17 protein-coding genes are annotated in these 14,417 nt (G+C 69.6%); 1 reads left to right on the top strand and 16 read right to left on the bottom strand.

The window, feature by feature from the left end; genetic code table 11:
* Positions 1-112: 112 nt before the first annotated feature.
* The 13 genes from hypA to A33M_RS10745 all read right to left on the bottom strand — a co-directional run bounded on the left by hypA (position 113) and on the right by A33M_RS10745 (position 10,828).
* The gene (gene hypA, locus A33M_RS10805) at positions 113-454 is read right to left on the bottom strand and encodes a hydrogenase maturation nickel metallochaperone HypA (protein WP_040620167.1); all 342 of its coding nucleotides are present in this window, start codon (positions 452-454) and stop codon (positions 113-115) included.
* On the bottom strand, positions 454-996 hold the full coding sequence (gene hybE, locus A33M_RS10800) for a [NiFe]-hydrogenase assembly chaperone HybE (RefSeq protein WP_083850417.1): 543 nt from the start codon (positions 994-996) through the stop codon (positions 454-456). Before hybE ends, hypA begins: the two co-directional genes overlap by 1 nt.
* On the bottom strand, positions 986-1,183 hold the full coding sequence (locus A33M_RS10795) for a rubredoxin (RefSeq protein ID WP_040620141.1): 198 nt from the start codon (positions 1,181-1,183) through the stop codon (positions 986-988). Before A33M_RS10795 ends, hybE begins: the two co-directional genes overlap by 11 nt.
* Positions 1,180-2,022, bottom strand: coding sequence for a hydrogenase expression/formation protein (locus tag A33M_RS10790; RefSeq protein WP_008386871.1), 843 nt, complete (start codon positions 2,020-2,022; stop codon positions 1,180-1,182). Before A33M_RS10790 ends, A33M_RS10795 begins: the two co-directional genes overlap by 4 nt.
* The gene (locus A33M_RS10785; RefSeq protein ID WP_008386869.1) at positions 2,019-2,483 is read right to left on the bottom strand and encodes a hydrogenase accessory protein; all 465 of its coding nucleotides are present in this window, start codon (positions 2,481-2,483) and stop codon (positions 2,019-2,021) included. The genes A33M_RS10790 and A33M_RS10785 overlap by 4 nt, the downstream gene beginning before the upstream one ends.
* 179 nt (positions 2,484-2,662) lie before the next feature.
* Positions 2,663-3,013, bottom strand: coding sequence for a HypC/HybG/HupF family hydrogenase formation chaperone (locus tag A33M_RS10780; protein ID WP_008386867.1), 351 nt, complete (start codon positions 3,011-3,013; stop codon positions 2,663-2,665).
* Positions 3,014-3,016: 3 nt separating this feature from the next.
* Positions 3,017-3,598 carry a HyaD/HybD family hydrogenase maturation endopeptidase gene (locus tag A33M_RS10775; RefSeq protein WP_008386865.1) on the bottom strand — a complete coding sequence of 194 codons (582 nt, stop codon included), beginning with the start codon at positions 3,596-3,598 and terminating at the stop codon, positions 3,017-3,019.
* Between the two features lie 3 nt (positions 3,599-3,601).
* On the bottom strand, positions 3,602-4,327 hold the full coding sequence (gene cybH, locus A33M_RS10770) for a Ni/Fe-hydrogenase, b-type cytochrome subunit (protein ID WP_008386862.1): 726 nt from the start codon (positions 4,325-4,327) through the stop codon (positions 3,602-3,604).
* A gap of 192 nt (positions 4,328-4,519) precedes the next feature.
* Positions 4,520-6,310, bottom strand: coding sequence for a nickel-dependent hydrogenase large subunit (locus tag A33M_RS10765; RefSeq protein WP_008386860.1), 1,791 nt, complete (start codon positions 6,308-6,310; stop codon positions 4,520-4,522).
* Between the two features lie 22 nt (positions 6,311-6,332).
* Positions 6,333-7,424, bottom strand: coding sequence for a hydrogenase small subunit (locus A33M_RS10760; RefSeq protein ID WP_008386858.1), 1,092 nt, complete (start codon positions 7,422-7,424; stop codon positions 6,333-6,335).
* 267 nt (positions 7,425-7,691) lie between these two features.
* Positions 7,692-9,140, bottom strand: coding sequence for a nickel-dependent hydrogenase large subunit (locus tag A33M_RS10755; protein WP_008386856.1), 1,449 nt, complete (start codon positions 9,138-9,140; stop codon positions 7,692-7,694).
* Positions 9,141-9,357: 217 nt separating this feature from the next.
* Complete coding sequence (locus tag A33M_RS10750) at positions 9,358-10,362, bottom strand: Uptake hydrogenase small subunit precursor (protein WP_008386854.1); 1,005 nt, start codon at positions 10,360-10,362, stop codon at positions 9,358-9,360.
* A 211-nt stretch (positions 10,363-10,573) separates the two neighbouring features.
* Positions 10,574-10,828: a hypothetical protein gene (locus A33M_RS10745; protein WP_008386852.1), complete on the bottom strand. Its 255-nt coding sequence runs from the start codon at positions 10,826-10,828 to the stop codon at positions 10,574-10,576.
* A gap of 183 nt (positions 10,829-11,011) precedes the next feature.
* Here A33M_RS10745 and A33M_RS10740 point away from each other — a divergent pair, with 183 nt between their 5' ends.
* The gene (locus A33M_RS10740) at positions 11,012-11,488 is read left to right on the top strand and encodes a hypothetical protein (protein ID WP_008386850.1); all 477 of its coding nucleotides are present in this window, start codon (positions 11,012-11,014) and stop codon (positions 11,486-11,488) included.
* A 325-nt stretch (positions 11,489-11,813) separates the two neighbouring features.
* Here the strand turns inward: A33M_RS10740 and A33M_RS10735 are convergent, their stop codons facing one another.
* The 3 genes from A33M_RS10735 to A33M_RS10725 all read right to left on the bottom strand — a co-directional run bounded on the left by A33M_RS10735 (position 11,814) and on the right by A33M_RS10725 (position 14,335).
* Positions 11,814-12,266: a hypothetical protein gene (locus A33M_RS10735; RefSeq protein ID WP_008386848.1), complete on the bottom strand. Its 453-nt coding sequence runs from the start codon at positions 12,264-12,266 to the stop codon at positions 11,814-11,816.
* A gap of 63 nt (positions 12,267-12,329) precedes the next feature.
* Positions 12,330-13,226, bottom strand: coding sequence for a LysR family transcriptional regulator (locus A33M_RS10730; protein WP_008386846.1), 897 nt, complete (start codon positions 13,224-13,226; stop codon positions 12,330-12,332).
* 11 nt (positions 13,227-13,237) lie between these two features.
* Entirely contained in the window at positions 13,238-14,335 is a 1,098-nt protein-coding gene (locus A33M_RS10725; RefSeq protein ID WP_008386844.1) for a YeiH family protein, read from the bottom strand.
* Between the last annotated feature and the right edge of the window lie 82 nt (positions 14,336-14,417).

Raw genomic sequence — 14,417 nt, 5'->3', positions numbered from 1 at the left:
GAGTGGGAATGCGAATGGGAGTGCGCGTGAGACTCGGAATGGGACTGCGCGTCCTGTCCCGTGTCCTTGCCGGGCTCCACCGAGCCGGTGCCGCAACCGCAGACCGTGCACATCATTCCACCTCCAGCTCCTTGACCCTGAGCTCGTCGCCCGCGGTCATCTGCACCCGGTGCCGGCCGCATTCCGGGCACGGCCCGAACCGCTCGGCGAGCGGCACCGTCTTGGCGCAATCGAGGCACCAGCCGGCGCCCGGCACCCGCACGATATCGAGCCGCGCGTTCTCGGCAATGGTGCCGCGGCTCACCGCGCCGAAGCAGAAGCGCATCGCCTCCGGCTCGACATGGCCGATCTCGCCGATCTCCAGCACGACGACGCGCGCGCGGGAGAAGCCGTCGCGGCGGGCGGAGTCCTCCACCAGCTCGATCACGCTCTCGCACAGCGACATCTCGTGCATCATGCACCCCGGCCGAACAGCAGCGCCCGGCGGTCCGGCGTTTTTGCCGGCCGCGTCTCCTCCGGCGCCTCGACGCCCCGCCCCGCCGGGCGAAAGAGCGCCAGCAGCGCCGCCGCCGCGGTCTCGCGGGCCGTGGCGGGATCGTCGAACCCGGCCATCGGCGAAAACAGCGACGCCGTGTCGAGCCGGCCGAACCCGAAAACCTCGCCGACCAGCAGAGACACCCGACCGGCCGGAAAGTCCACCGTGCGGAAGGCGCCGAGCGCGGCATCCGGCAGTGGTGGCCCGCCCTCGCGCGCCACCAGCACGATATTCATGAACCAGGGCGTGACCAGCACGCCGAGGGCATGCCCGTCATGCAGGCGGAAGCCGACCGCCTCCACGTCGAGCCGTGGATTGTACACTGGAAGATCGCGCATGGTGCGGGCGACCTCGCGGTAGGCCGACACCAGCCGGGCGCCGACCGCCTCCGCGGGCTCGCCCGTCACCGGCTCGCCGGTAGACGGCGACACCGGCCCGCCGGGCCCGCCCTCAGTGCCCATCGATGGGCCTCACGAAGCGGTAACGCGCGGCGTCGCAGTGCGGGCAGCACCAGTCGTCGGGCAATTCGTCGAACGATGTGCCGGGCGGGATCTGCCGCGCGGGATCACCTTCGGCCGAGTCGTAGACGGTCCAGCACACGCCGCACTCCATTCGGCCGTCCTGCCCGCCCTGCCCACCGGCGCTCATTTGAAATAGGCCTCCTCGATCTGCCGCAAGCGCTCGGCGGACTCGCGCAGATCCTCGGCGGCGGCGCAGGCGGCGGCCGGCACGTCGCCGATCTCCAGCGTGTCGAGCACCACCGCATCGGAGGTGTTGAAATACTGCACCGACCAGACGTGCCGGGCGCCGGTGGAAAAAACCCGGCAGCTGCCGTAGCCGCGCGAGACGATCCGCACCGCGCCCTCGCCGAGCGTTTCGCGAATGAAGGCGGTGTCGGCCTCGGTCATCGGCAAGAGCGAGAAGGTGATGGTGTGCTGCGGGAGACCCGGCGCCCAGGCGGCCATCCGCTCGCGGATTTCTGCGAGCACCGGCAGCGCGTTCATCGCGCCTTCGGGGGGCGTGCCGATCGCGAGTTCGGGCCGCGCCGTGGCGGCCCCCTGCCGCACCGCCTCGGGGATCGCCGACACTTCGAGGCAGTCGGCGACCAGGCGGCCGTCGCGATCGACGAAGCGCACCCGCCACAGCCCGGCCATCACCGACTCGGCGATCTGGGCAATGCCGCCGTCCGGCAGCGCGACGGTCGCCGCCACCTCGCCCTCGCCGGTGACGTCGGCGATCAGCGCCAATTCGGTCGCGTCGAGACCGGCGAGGTCGAACAGCTGCCCCGGCTTTGCCGGGTCCTGGGTGTCGAGCGCGGTCGCGAGCAGCGGCAGAAGGGCTGCGACCCGTGGGCAGCGGGCGATCGCCTCGGCACCGTCCGCGGAATCGAGCGCCGTGCGCCGGTGCCCCGAAAGGCCGTTCACCGCCCCCGACAGGGACGGACCCGACACGTCCTCGGCGGCCGCCGAACAAAAACCCGTCGTCATGCCTCGTCCTCCCGACTCGATGGGACGGAACCGTTGCCTTTCGGCCCCTCGATCACGGTGCGCGGCCCCGCCCCGGAGCCGAGCACCGGCGCCGCCGGATCGAGCCAGGCCGAGATGCGGTCGATGTAATCGGCCCAGCCGAGGATGCGCGGCAGCACGCCGATCGGGTCGGCGCCACGCACCATCACCAAGCTCGGCAGCACCACCACGCGGAACCGGCCCTTCAGCATGTCCTCGGCGTCGCGGGCGATCACCGCGGCGCGCAGGCGGCCGCCGAACGCGGCGAGCAGCTCGGGCAGCACGACGGCGACGTCGCCGGTCTCGCCGCGCGCCGCCGGATCACCGGTGAAAAACAGGAGCGCGTGCGGCGGCTCGCCGGGCGGGGGCGCGAGGAACGTGTCGATGGAGCGGTGATCGACCAGCGGGAGATCGGCCGTGAGGGTCGGAACACGTGGAAGCATGCGGGATCCGTCGAAAAATGCGTGCCGCAGGATTCGAGAGCGCAGCGCCCGAAACGGTTCGGCCGAAAAACGCTCGCGAGCGCGGGCACGGGCGGTGGGGGTGGCTCCTGCGTCCCGGCGGCCGGAGGGCCGCTGCCCGGACCATCGCCCTGCGGAAGCGCGACTTCCACTTCGGACGATCACTTATCGCCCTCGCCGGCCGGCCCGCGGTTCGCCGCCGTGGCACCGGCCAACGCGCTTCCGGCGAGACAGGCCGGCAGCTCCGGCTCGCGGTCGATCAGGTCGGCGAACAGATGCTCGAAGGCGCGGCCCTCGAGCGCGGCGGTGACGCCGTCGAGCGCGTCGTTGATCTGCGACGCCTCCTCGGCGTCGAGCGGGCGCACCGCGGTGCCGAGATGGACCAGCAGCCAGGTGCCCGGCGGCTGCGGCCCGGTGAGCAGCAGCGACACCTCCTCCACCGCCCCGCGCCGCTCGCAGCGCGCGGCGAACTCGCCGCCCTCGATCACCCGCATGGGAAAGCCGACGCACATCGGTCAGTCCCGCCGCAGCCGCTCGTAGCCGACCTCGTCGAGGCCGTGGCCGAGCAGCCCGCCGACCATTTCTGTCTCGCGCCGCTCGACCGCGACGCCCCAGCCGTCCAGCACGTCGACCGCCGCCTCCAGCGCCGGCGCGATCGCGTCGCGCACCGGCTCGGTGAGCGGCGCACCCCAGCCTTCGAGATCGAGCGGCTGGCAGCCGATCAGCGCGAGCTTCTTCGGATAGCGCCCGAGCAGATCGGCGGCCGACAGCACCTCCTGAAAGCCGGTCTGATGAAGGCTCATCTTCTTGGCGCCCATGAATTTGGGCACCTCGCCGTCGCGCACGATCTTCAGCGTGCCGGGCGCGAGGCCGTAATCGATCGCATCGAACACCAGGAGGTTTTCGGCCATCTCGACGAAATGGACGAGATAGAGGCCCTGGGTGCCGCCGTCGAGCACGGTGGCGTCGTCCGGCAGGCGAAAGCGGCGGTGAAACGCCTCGACGGCGCGCACGCCGAACGCCTCGTCACCCCACAGAATGTTGCCGATGCCGAGCACCAGCGTGCGCGGAAAGGCGGTGCGCTGCGGATCGAGCACGGCTCACTCCCGAAAATCGTCACGAAAGACGCGCTCGCCGGAGACGATCGAGGAGATCATGCTCTGGCGCGACAGGATGTCCTCGCGCACCGCCGCATAGATGTGGCCGAGCACGAAGATCACGATCGCCCACAGGCCGAGATGATGCCAGGTGTGGACGTCCTGCGAATTGGGGAAGATCGAGAAGACCCAGCCGAACATCGCGTATTGCCAGGAGTCGCGCCCCGCCCCTTCGGAGTACATCGCGAAGCCGGTGCAGATCATGAAGACCAGCAGCAGCACCAGTCCGAACATCGAGGCGTGGCCGGCCGGGTTGTGCCCGATGTACTTCTTCGGGTCGCGCACCAGGAACATGTACCATTTCACCGTGTAGATCAGGCCGCTGATCCACATCCGGTCCCACACCGGCAGCACGAAGATCTGGCGGGCATAGCGGTTGCCGATGAACGCCCAGATCAGGCGGAAGACGAGCCCCACCGCCAGCACGTAGCCGGCGGAGAAATGGGCGTAGCGGATGTAGCCCATCAGATAATGGTCGCTCGCCTCGCCCGACAGCGTCGGCGGCGGCGAGCCGATCAGATAACCGGTGACCGCCAGCACCGTGATGCAGCCGACCGTCACCCAGTGCCACAGGCGCACCGGCGCCTGATAGACATAGACGGTCTGGCGGCGCGGCGCGCGCTCGTCGATGCGGTCGACCACTCCCGGAAGCCCGGATGCCTGGGCCATGGCGTTTCCCCTGTTCCTTCGTGCGGCTCTGTTCCGGCCGCCTCACTCTCCCGGCCTCATGGTGAGGAGGCTGCGAAGCAGCCGTCTCGAACCATGGAGCCGCCCCGGTGGCCGCCTCGCCCTTCGAGACGCCCGCTGCGCGGGCTCCGCAGGGTGAGGCGGATCGAGGTGGTGCCGATTCGCCGTGGACGCTCACCGCACCGAGACGGTCGCCATCTCCTGGCCGTCCGGGCTCATCACATGGGTCGAGCAGGCGAGGCACGGGTCGAACGAGTGCAGCGTGCGGATGATCTCGAGCGGCTGGTGCGGATCGGCCATCGGCGTGTCGAGCAGCGCCGCCTCGAACGCGCCGATATTGCCGGCCGGATCGCGCGGGCTGCCGTTCCAGGTGGTCGGCACGACGCACTGATAATTGTCGATCTTGCCGCCCTCGATCTTCACCCAATGGGCGAGCGCGCCGCGCGGCGCCTCGGTGAAGCCGACGCCGCGGGCCTGCTGCGGCCAGCTCGAAGGCGCCCACTTGTCGGTGTTGGCGGTCGCGAGATCGCCGGCCTTCAGGGTGGCGACCAGCTTGTCCTGCGCGGCGCGCAGCTTGTGGGCGGCCCACTGCGCCTCGAGCCCGCGCGCGGCGGTGCGGCCGAGGGTGGAGAACAGCGCCGTCACCGGCACGCCGAGATCGCTCAAGAGCTTGTCGGCCGGTTCCTTGAACTCGGGCTTGCCTTGCGCGTAGCCGATGATGTAGCGGGCGAGCGGCCCGACCTCCACCGCGTTGCCCTTCCAGCGCGGCGCCTTGAGGAACGAGTACTTGGCCGCCTCGTCGACCGCCTCGATATTGGTCTTGGTGCCCTTGGTCGCCAGGCCGAGCACGAAGTTCGGCTCGGTGACGCCGTCGTAAGGATGCAAACCCTTCGCCTCGTCGGCGTACTTGTACCAGGAGTGCGTCACGTATTCCTGGATCTGGTCGGGCGCCTCGAGATCGACCGGAAGCACTTCTTTCAGATTGCCGTTGAGGATCACGCCGCGCGGCAGCATCAAGCTCGTGTCGGTATAGTCGTTGGCGTATTCGGGGATGTCGCCGTAGGACATCACCGACTTCGACGACAGCCCGCCGCCATAGAGCCAGTCCTTGTAGAAGCTCGCGATCGCCTTGAGGTCCGGCAGATAGACCTGCTCGATGAAGGCGACCGACTGGTCGATGATCGACGAGACGAGGTTGAGCCGCTCCATGTTGACGGCGCCGACCGCGCCGGTGCCGTCGAGATTGATGGCGCACGGCACGCCGCCGACCAGCCAGTTCGGATGCGGGTTCTTGCCGCCGTAGATCGTGTGGATCTTCACGATCTCCTTCTGGAAGTCGAGCGCCTCGAGATAATGCGCGACCGCCATCAGATTGGCCTCGGGCGGCAGCTTGTAGGCCGGATGCCCCCAATAGCCGTTCTTGAACGGCCCGAGCTGGCCGGATTCCACGAACTTGGTCAGCCGGATCTGCAGATCCTTGAAGTAGCCGGGCGACGACAAAGGCCACGGCGAGATCGACTGCGCGAGCGCGGAGGTCGCCTTCGGGTCGGCCTTCAGCGCCGACACCACGTCCACCCAGTCGAGCGCATGCAGATGATAGAAGTGCACGAGATGGTCGTGCACATACAAAGTCAGCTGCATGATGTTGCGGATGGTGTTGGCGTTCTCCGGAATGGAGATTTTCAGGGCGTTCTCCACCGCGCGGACGGAGGTCAGCGCGTGGGTGCCGGTGCACACGCCGCAGATGCGCTGGGTGAACGCCCAGGCGTCGCGCGGGTCACGGCCCTTCAGGATCACCTCGATGCCGCGCCACATCGTGCCGGTCGACACCGCGTTGCGGATCACGTTGTTCTGGTCGACGTTCACCTCGACGCGCAGATGCCCCTCGATGCGGGTCACCGGGTCGACCACGACCCGCCTGCCGGAATTGTCGAGCGCGAAGCCGTTCGGAGTCTGGATGGTCATGATCGGATCGTCCTGAAAAAGCTCAGCCGCGCGGCGGGGTGTTTTCGTCGTGGCCGGTCAGGCGGCGCACCGCGGTGACGCCGGCATGGACCGCGAGGCCCGCCGCGACGGCACCCGCCGCCGCGATGCCGATCGTGTCGGCATTGGCTTCGACACCGAAGGCGGAGATGTTGGTGAGCCGGTCGTAGAACGAGCCCTTGTCCCAGAAGGCGTCCTCCGAGCAGCCGATGCAGCCGTGGCCCGATTGGATGGGGAACGACACGCCGTCGTTCCAGCGGGTGGTCGAGCAGGCGTTGTAGGTGGTCGGCCCCTTGCAGCCCATCTTGTAGAGGCAGTAGCCCTTGCGCGCGCCGTCGTCGTCCCACGCCTCGACGAACTGGCCGGCATCGAAATGCGGCCGGCGGTAGCACTTGTCGTGGATGCGCTGGGAATAGAACATTTTCGGCCGGCCCTGGCGGTCGAGCTCGGGCAGCTTGCCGAAGGTGACGACATAGCCGACCACGCCGGTCATCACCTCGGCGATCGGCGGACAGCCCGGCACCTTGATGATCGGCTTGTCGCGGATCACCTTGTCGATCGGCACCGCATGGGTGGGATTGGGCTTGGCCGCCTGCACGCAGCCCCACGAGGCGCAGGCGCCCCAGGCGATCACCGCCATCGAGTCGGCGGCCATCTCCTTCAGCTTCTCGACGAACGGACGGCCGCCGTCGATGCAGTACATGCCGTCCTCGTTCAAGGGCGGGTTGCCCTCGACCGCGAGGATGTAGCCGCCTTTGTGCTTCTCCCGCGTCTCTTGCAAGATCGCGTCGGCCTGATGGCCCGCCGCCGCCATGATGGTGTCGTCGTAGTCGAGCGAGATCATCGACAGGACGACGTCCTTCACCAGCGGATGAGCGGACCGGATGAAGCTCTCCGAGCAGCAGGTGCATTCGAGACCGTGCATCCAGATCACCGGCACGCGCGGCTTGGTCTCCAGCGCGTTGGCCACCGTCGCCGCACCGTTCGCCCCCAACCCGAGGCTCGCGGCCGTCAGGCTGCAGAACTTGACGAAGCTTCGGCGCGAGATCCCCTGACGGCGGATCACCTGGTAGAACGTCTCGATCGGAGCGCCCATCGGCCGTCTTTCCCCCTAGACTTGGACTTGTCGTTGCCGGTCCCGCCTGCTGCCGGGCCGGTAACGGATGCTGCGCAAGAAGCGGGCCAGCCCTCGCCGGGACTCCCGATTTTAATTTTTCGTATGTAACGGAAGGTGTTGCGACACCCTGAGGGTACGGCGAATGCGTCATAGCGACGGATCGCTGGAAACCGACTTGTCGGTTTTCATCGGCAGCTTGGCACTCTCGGGAGATGACGGGCGCCGGTGGGCGCGGTCGGTGTTCGCTCAGTGTGCGGTGCACACCATGCAGGGGTCGAACGAGCGCACCACGTGCTGGATCGCCGGCGCGCGGGCGCCGAGATCGCCGACCGGCGTGCCGACCAGCGTTTGCTCGAGCGGCCCGGGAATCCCCGCCGCGTCGCGTGGGGAAAAATTCCAGGTGGTCGGGGCGACGATCTGATAGCGCGCGATCGTGCCGTCGCGGATCGTCACCCAGTGGCCGAGGGTTCCGCGGGCGGCTTCGACGAGGCCCGCGACCGGCCCGTCGCGCTCCGGCACGTCGGCGACGCAGAACGGCGCGGAGAGGTCGAGCGCGCGCGCCCAGCGCTCCATCGCCAGCGTCACCCGCGCGGTCTCGACGAGGCGCGCGATCACCCGCGAGGCGACCGAGGTGCCGCCGTCCCGCGCGATCAGCGCGCGCACCAGCGGGCAGCCGTCGACCGCTTGGCGGGCGACCGCTCCGACCTCGACCGGGCGTCCCGCGAGGCGCGGCGCCTTGGCCCAGGAATAGGCGGCGGGCTTTTCGGTGTCGGGCCGGGTCTCCCCGGCAGAGGGATGGACGGGCGGCGCGGACAGCCAGGCGGAGGCGGTATCCTCCGTCATGGCATCGAAGGAGACATCGTGCGTCTCGCTGGTCGTGGGGTCGAACAGGCCGGCGGAAAACAGCGGCCGTTCGGGGTCGGTGTCGCGATAGGCGCCGGCGCTCGTCAGCGGCGTTTGCCCGACGCCCAGCCGGTAAAGCCCTTGCGATCTCGCGAGGCGCAAAAAGGCGGCGAAATCGCCGGCGTTCTCCGACAAAAGCTCGAGGGCGGCAGGATCCGACAGCTCGGCGATGGCTTCGAGCGGCGCGGCAAACAGCTCGCGCTCGAGAAAGCCGCGCAGCTCGGCGATCGCGGAGAGAAGCCGCATCTTTTCGCCGAGGTCGATGGCGCGGGTGGTGCCGCCCGGCCGGACCGCCAGCGAGTGCGGCCACTTGCCGGCGAGGATGCCGACCACGTGCAGGAGGTTTGTGCGCGCAGGCAGGAATTTTTCCGTCGCACTGCCGGTCACCGCCCGAAAGCGCGCGGCGACGGCCTCGTGCCACGGCGCCGCGGCGTACTCGGCGCGGCAAAAGTCCGGCATGAAGAACAGATAGAAATGGCTCAGATGGTCGGCGACGTTTTCCGCCGCGTGGGCGAGGTCGGCGGCCAGAAGCCCGGTCGGGCTCGGGGTGATCTCTTGCGCTGCGCGCAAAACGGCGGCGGCGGCCATCGATTGCGACAGCGAGCAGATGCCGCAGATGCGCGGCGCGATCACCAAGGCGTCGCGCGCCGGCCGGCCTTTCAGGATTTGCTCGAAGCCGCGGAACAGCGGCGCCGTCACCCGCGCCTCGGCCACGACGCCGTCGGCGACGTCGAGGGTCAGCTCGAGGTCGCCCTCGACCCGGTTGAACGGCCCGACCACCAGCCGTGTCATGAGCCCGCGCGCCCTTGCACACCGCCCCGCGGGGCGGGACCTCGAACGTGTCTCGCGGCGCTGGCGACGTGGAACGGCCGACACCCCATTCTCCGCTCGTTCCCGCGCAAGCGGGAATCCAGATGGTGCGGAGGCGTAGCTGAAAACAAAAGCCTGGGTCCCCGCTTTCGCGGGGACGAGCGGAGAAACGCGAGGCCGAGGCAGGTCGCAGAAGTGGTCACGGCCGCGCCTTGCCGGGCTTGCGCTGCGGCGCGACGACGACGTGGCCGGCGGCGGCGTTCGCACGCACACGCCGCGGCGTCGCCGACTTCGACAGCGCGGCGAGCGCGATGAACCACGCCTTCGGCATGTCGAGCGGCAGGCCGACCGGGATGCCGGCGACCTTCGGCGTCTCCAGAAAATCGCGGCCGTCCTCGAAGCCCGGTGCGGTGCAGGCGACGCAGGCAAACCCCGCGTGCGTGCAGGCGCCGCCGCCATTCCAGATCCGCTGATTGCAGTCACCGACCGCCTGGGTCGCCTTGCAGCCGAGATGCTCCATCAGGCAGCCGCGCGCGCCCGCCTCGCCGGCGCTCGCCTTGTACTCGTAGAACTCGTTGCGGCTGCAGCCGTGATGGGCGAGGTGATCGGCGAAGAAGCGCGGCCGGCCGAGCGCATCGAGCATGTCGGCGGTCAGAAGCCCGGTCGCGAGCGCGGCGAGCGTCTCGCCGATCCAGCCGGGATGCGGCGCACAGCCGGCGATGTTCACCACCGGGAGCCCGTTTTTCGCGCGAAAATCTCGCCCCAGCACGCCGCCCGAAACCTCCTTGTCGAACTGGAGGCCGCAGGCTTCCGCCGGATCGGGCGCACCGGCGGTGACACCGCCGAACGCCGCGCAACTGCCGACCGCGACCACGCTGCCGGCCCGCGGCGCGAGCGCCTTCACCCAATCGAGCATGGTGCGGCCGGTGCCGGCGAGCTTTTGGGCGAGGCCGGTGCCGTTCGGCCCGCGCAACACCGCGCCCTCGATCACCAGCGCGTCGAGCCGGCGTCGTCCGCCGGCGATCTCGTCGAGCAGGTCGCGCACCTCGGCGCCGGTGGCCTCGCTCAACGAGGGGTGCCACAAAAGCTCGACGCCGAGCGAGAACAGCTCGGCAAAGCCGCCGGCGTCGCGGTCGAGGGCCGCCATGGTGCAGCCGCCGCAGCCGCCGGCCTGCAGCCACAGAACGCCGAAATTTTCCGCCATCCCGCCTCCGCCGGACCCGCTTCCTCGGTCCGTCACCACTCGTCCGCTGCTGCCCGCCCCGGCTCGCCTCCAAATCATGATCCGCCGACCGCCCGGCTGGCAAGCGGGCAGCCATCCCGGAAATCCCGGAGTCATTTTTGCCGCCGATACCACCGTCCGGATCGCAGGCCGGGCCCGGCTCCGTATGCCGGCAGCGCCCCCGCATGCGCATCTAACGATGCGACATCCAGCCTTCTGCCTCGAGCGCCTGAACCAGCGCATCGGTGACCCAGCGGATGTCGATCGCGTCGCCCGATTCGGTGGCGGCGAGCAGCAGCCGTCCGACGATCGCCCAATGCGGCTTGCGCCGCGCGCGGAACGGCAGCTCGAGAAACGCCCGGTTGGCGTCGCCGAGGGTCTTCAGCGGCGGCAGCGGACCCGACTTCGGCGTGACGAAATAAGCGAGATCGCGAGAGTGGTTCGACACCTGAAGAAACCGTTGCGCCGCGGCGCCGTTGCCATGGTGTTTCGCCCGACATTCCGGAAACCGTGTGGCGAAGCATGCACACACCCTGTGGATTCCGAGATTCGTGGTAGTCTGGTGACGCTGCCCCGGTCGCTTCGTCCATCGCGACGGAGCCTGGACCCTCGCGACAAGAAGGTTGATCAAATGACTTATTGGCTCATTGCATTCGCCGCCGCCCTCCTGGTCGTCATCGACTTCGCCACCGGCCTGCCGGGGGTGATCGTCGCGCTGCTGGCGTTCGCCGTCGCATTGTTCCTGTTCTGGGCGAACACCCTCGGCTTCATGGGCGCCTGGACGAAGTTCGGCCTCGATCGCGTCGCCGCGCCGTTCATGGACGACGACACCCGGGCACGGGTCGCCGCGATGTTCTCCGACCAGGCCAAGGTGGCCAAGGCCTGCACCGTCGCGCTGGTGCTGATCGCGCTGTCGCTGATGGTGCCGCCCTATCAGCTCGGCATCGCCGTCGCGGTGATCGCGGCGTGGTACGTCTGGCAGATCCGCCGCGCGCATCGGCCGGTGAAGACGACCACCGTGTCGATGGAGCGGCCGTCGCCGATGGCCGAGCCGGTGATCGTCGAGGAGAAGGCGGTCAAGGCGGAGCCGCGCACGACCATCAACTGAGGCCGGCACCGCCGCCGGCGCGCGGGCCGGCTCGCCGGCCCGGCCGGTCGGGCACGGCCATCCGCTTTTGCGGCGAGGTGCGCCTCGCCGCTTTTCGGCAGACGTTTTCGGCGGCCCCGCGCGGGCCGCGGGTGATGTTTTTCGCTTTTTGTCGTAGCAGGTCGTGGCGGGCCGCAGGCGGTGTTTTTGTTTTTGCCGTAGCCGACCGATCGCCGCCGGTCGACGCCCGGCAGCGGTGTCTCGGCCGGGCGCCCTCGGGAAAAAACCGGCCTCCACGGCGAGCCCGGCCCCGGCGCGAAACGGCCAAAACGACGGCCAAAAAACCTCAGCGCACCCGGAACGCGCCGTGGCAGCCGTTGCAGCGCATGGTGATCTCGGAGAGGCCGGCCACCAGCTTCTTCCAGTCGGCGGAGGTCGGCTCGGCCGGCATCGCCGCGGCGATCTTTGCGAAATCGTCGGCCGTGCGGTGATACTCGAAGCCCATCTCGCGGAATTCCGGCGGCATGTAGCGGCCGAAGCCGAGCCCCTGCCCGATCGCCATCTCGCGGCGGGCGACCGTGCCGGCCTCGCCGAACTGCCCGGCCGCGACGTGCTGCACCACCGTGTCGAGCGAGGTCATGTGGGTGCGCATGTGCTCCAGGAAGGCGACCCGCACGTCGGGCGGCAGGTCGATCAGGGTCCGCGGGTCCTCCTCGGCAACGGCCGGCGCGGCGACCGGCAGGGTCGTCGCGAGGGTGGCGAGCGCGGCGAAAGCCGCGAGGGCGAGCGTTTTTCTCATGGAGATGCCTCCGTTGGCGGTGCCTGCGTCGATCGCCGCCACCCTCCGCCCCGCCGGCTGACGTCAGGCTGACGTCTCGCGACAGCGGGCTATCAGCTCGAGAAACGCCGTCTCGGCGCGCGAGCGCCAGTGGTCGCCGTGGCGAAGCGCGGCAAAGGCGCGCTCGGGAAAAGCGACCGGCAGCACCGCCAGCGTGCCGGCGGCGATGCCGGCCTCGGCGACCAGCCGCGAGATCACGGTGGCGCCCGCCCCCGCCTCGACGGCACTCCGCACCGATTCGTTCGACGGCAGCTCGAGCGCGACGGAAAGCTCCGTCGGGTCGAGCCCGAACCCGCGCAAGGCGTCCTCGAACACCTGCCGCGTGCCCGATCCGCGCTCGCGCAAAACCCAGTCGAGCCGCAGGAGATCGGCCGGCGCCATCTCGCGCCGTCCGGCGAACGGATGCCCGCTCGCCACCACCAGCACCAGGCGATCGGCGCCGACCGGCACGGTGACCAGCAAGGGATCGTCGACGTCGCCTTCGACGAAGCCGAGATCGGCCTCGCCGTGCGCGACCGCGCGGGCGACCTCTGCCGTGTTGCCGATCGAGAGCGACAGCCCGATCCCCGGATGCGCGGCGTGGAAGCGGGCGAGATGGCGCGGCAGCCAGTAGGCGGCAATCGTCTGGCTCGCCGAGACGGCCAGCGTTCCGCGCGACAGGCCCTGCAGCTCGGCGAGCGCGCGCTCGGCGCGGTCGGCCTGCACGAGCACCGCCTTCGCCTCCGGCAGCAGCACGCGGCCCGCCTCGGTGAGGGCGATGCCGCGCCCCACCCGATCGAACAGCCTGGCGCCGAGCCGGCTCTCCAGCGCCTGCACGGCGGCACTCGCGGCCGACTGGGTCATGGCGAGCGCGGCCGCCGCCTTGGTGACGTGCAGCTTCTCGGCGACGGCGACGAAGACGCGCAGCTGATCGAGCGTCATGCCTCCGGGTATCACCCGAGGAGCAGCACCAGGGCAAGGCTGAAGGCGGAGATGAACACCGAGGCGAAAAAGCCGAGCGCCAGCGGCGCGAGCCCCATCGCGCGCAGCTTGCGGATGTCGGTCTCGAGGCCCATCGCGGCGAGCGCCATGGCCAGCATGAACACGGTCGCCGGCACCAGCACCGCCTTGGCGTCGGCCGGCACGATGCCGAAGCTGTTGACGCCGATCAGCGCGATGAAGCCGACCACGAACCACGGGATCGGCGGGGCGCGCCGGGCCGCCTGGGAGGGCGTCTCGCCGTCGCGCCGCCGGGACGCCGCGAAGCCGAGCAGCCCGACCACCGGCGCCAAGAGCATCACGCGGCTGAGCTTGGCGATGGTGCCGAACTCGCCCGCATCGGTGCCGTGCTGGAACGCCGCCGCCACCACCTGGGCGATCTCGTGGATCGAGGCCCCGGCCCACAGGCCGAACGGGTGCGGCGCCAAACCCATCGCGGTGCCGAGCAGCGGATAGAGGAACATCGAGATGGTGCCGAACACGGTGACGCAGGCGACCGCATAGGCGACGTCCTCGTCCGACCCGTCGGTCACCGTGTTGGTGGCGATCACCGCCGAAGCGCCACAGATCGAGGTGCCGGCGGCGATCAGCTCGGCGAGCTTGCGCTCGATCCCCATCAGCCGGCCGAGCGCCTTGGTGAACAGGAAGGTCGCGGCGAGCGAGGCGGTGACGATCGCCGCCCCCGTGCCGCCGATCTCGACCACCTGCTGGGCGGTGATCTGCAGCCCGAGCAGAACGATCGCGAAGCGAAGGATCCGCCGCATCGAGAAGGCGACGCCGGCCTTCGCCCGCAGCGGCGTGCCGATTGCATTGTGAAGCAGCATGCCGATCAGGATCGCGAGGATCAGCGGGCTGAGGATCGACACGCCCGGCACGTAGCGCAGCCCGTAGGCGCCGAGCGCGATCGCCGCCGTGAGGGCGAGACCGGGGGCGAGCTTTTCGGCCCCGGCCATCAGCCGGCGGGACCGGGACGCGGGGGCATCGCGCGTATCGAGCGTGTCGGGGGTAGCGGGGGTGTCGGCGGCATCGGCCGCCAGCGCCGGATCGGACATGAGAACCTCCAAAAGGAGCGCTCTACATGACCGCCGCGCTTCGATAGATCAAACGCATTGATTTTCTGACTATGATCGATTT

The organism is Rhodovulum sp. PH10, from assembly GCF_000293785.1.
GTDB lineage: Bacteria > Pseudomonadota > Alphaproteobacteria > Rhizobiales > Xanthobacteraceae > Rhodoplanes.
This window is presented reverse-complemented; position numbering and strand designations above follow the sequence as displayed.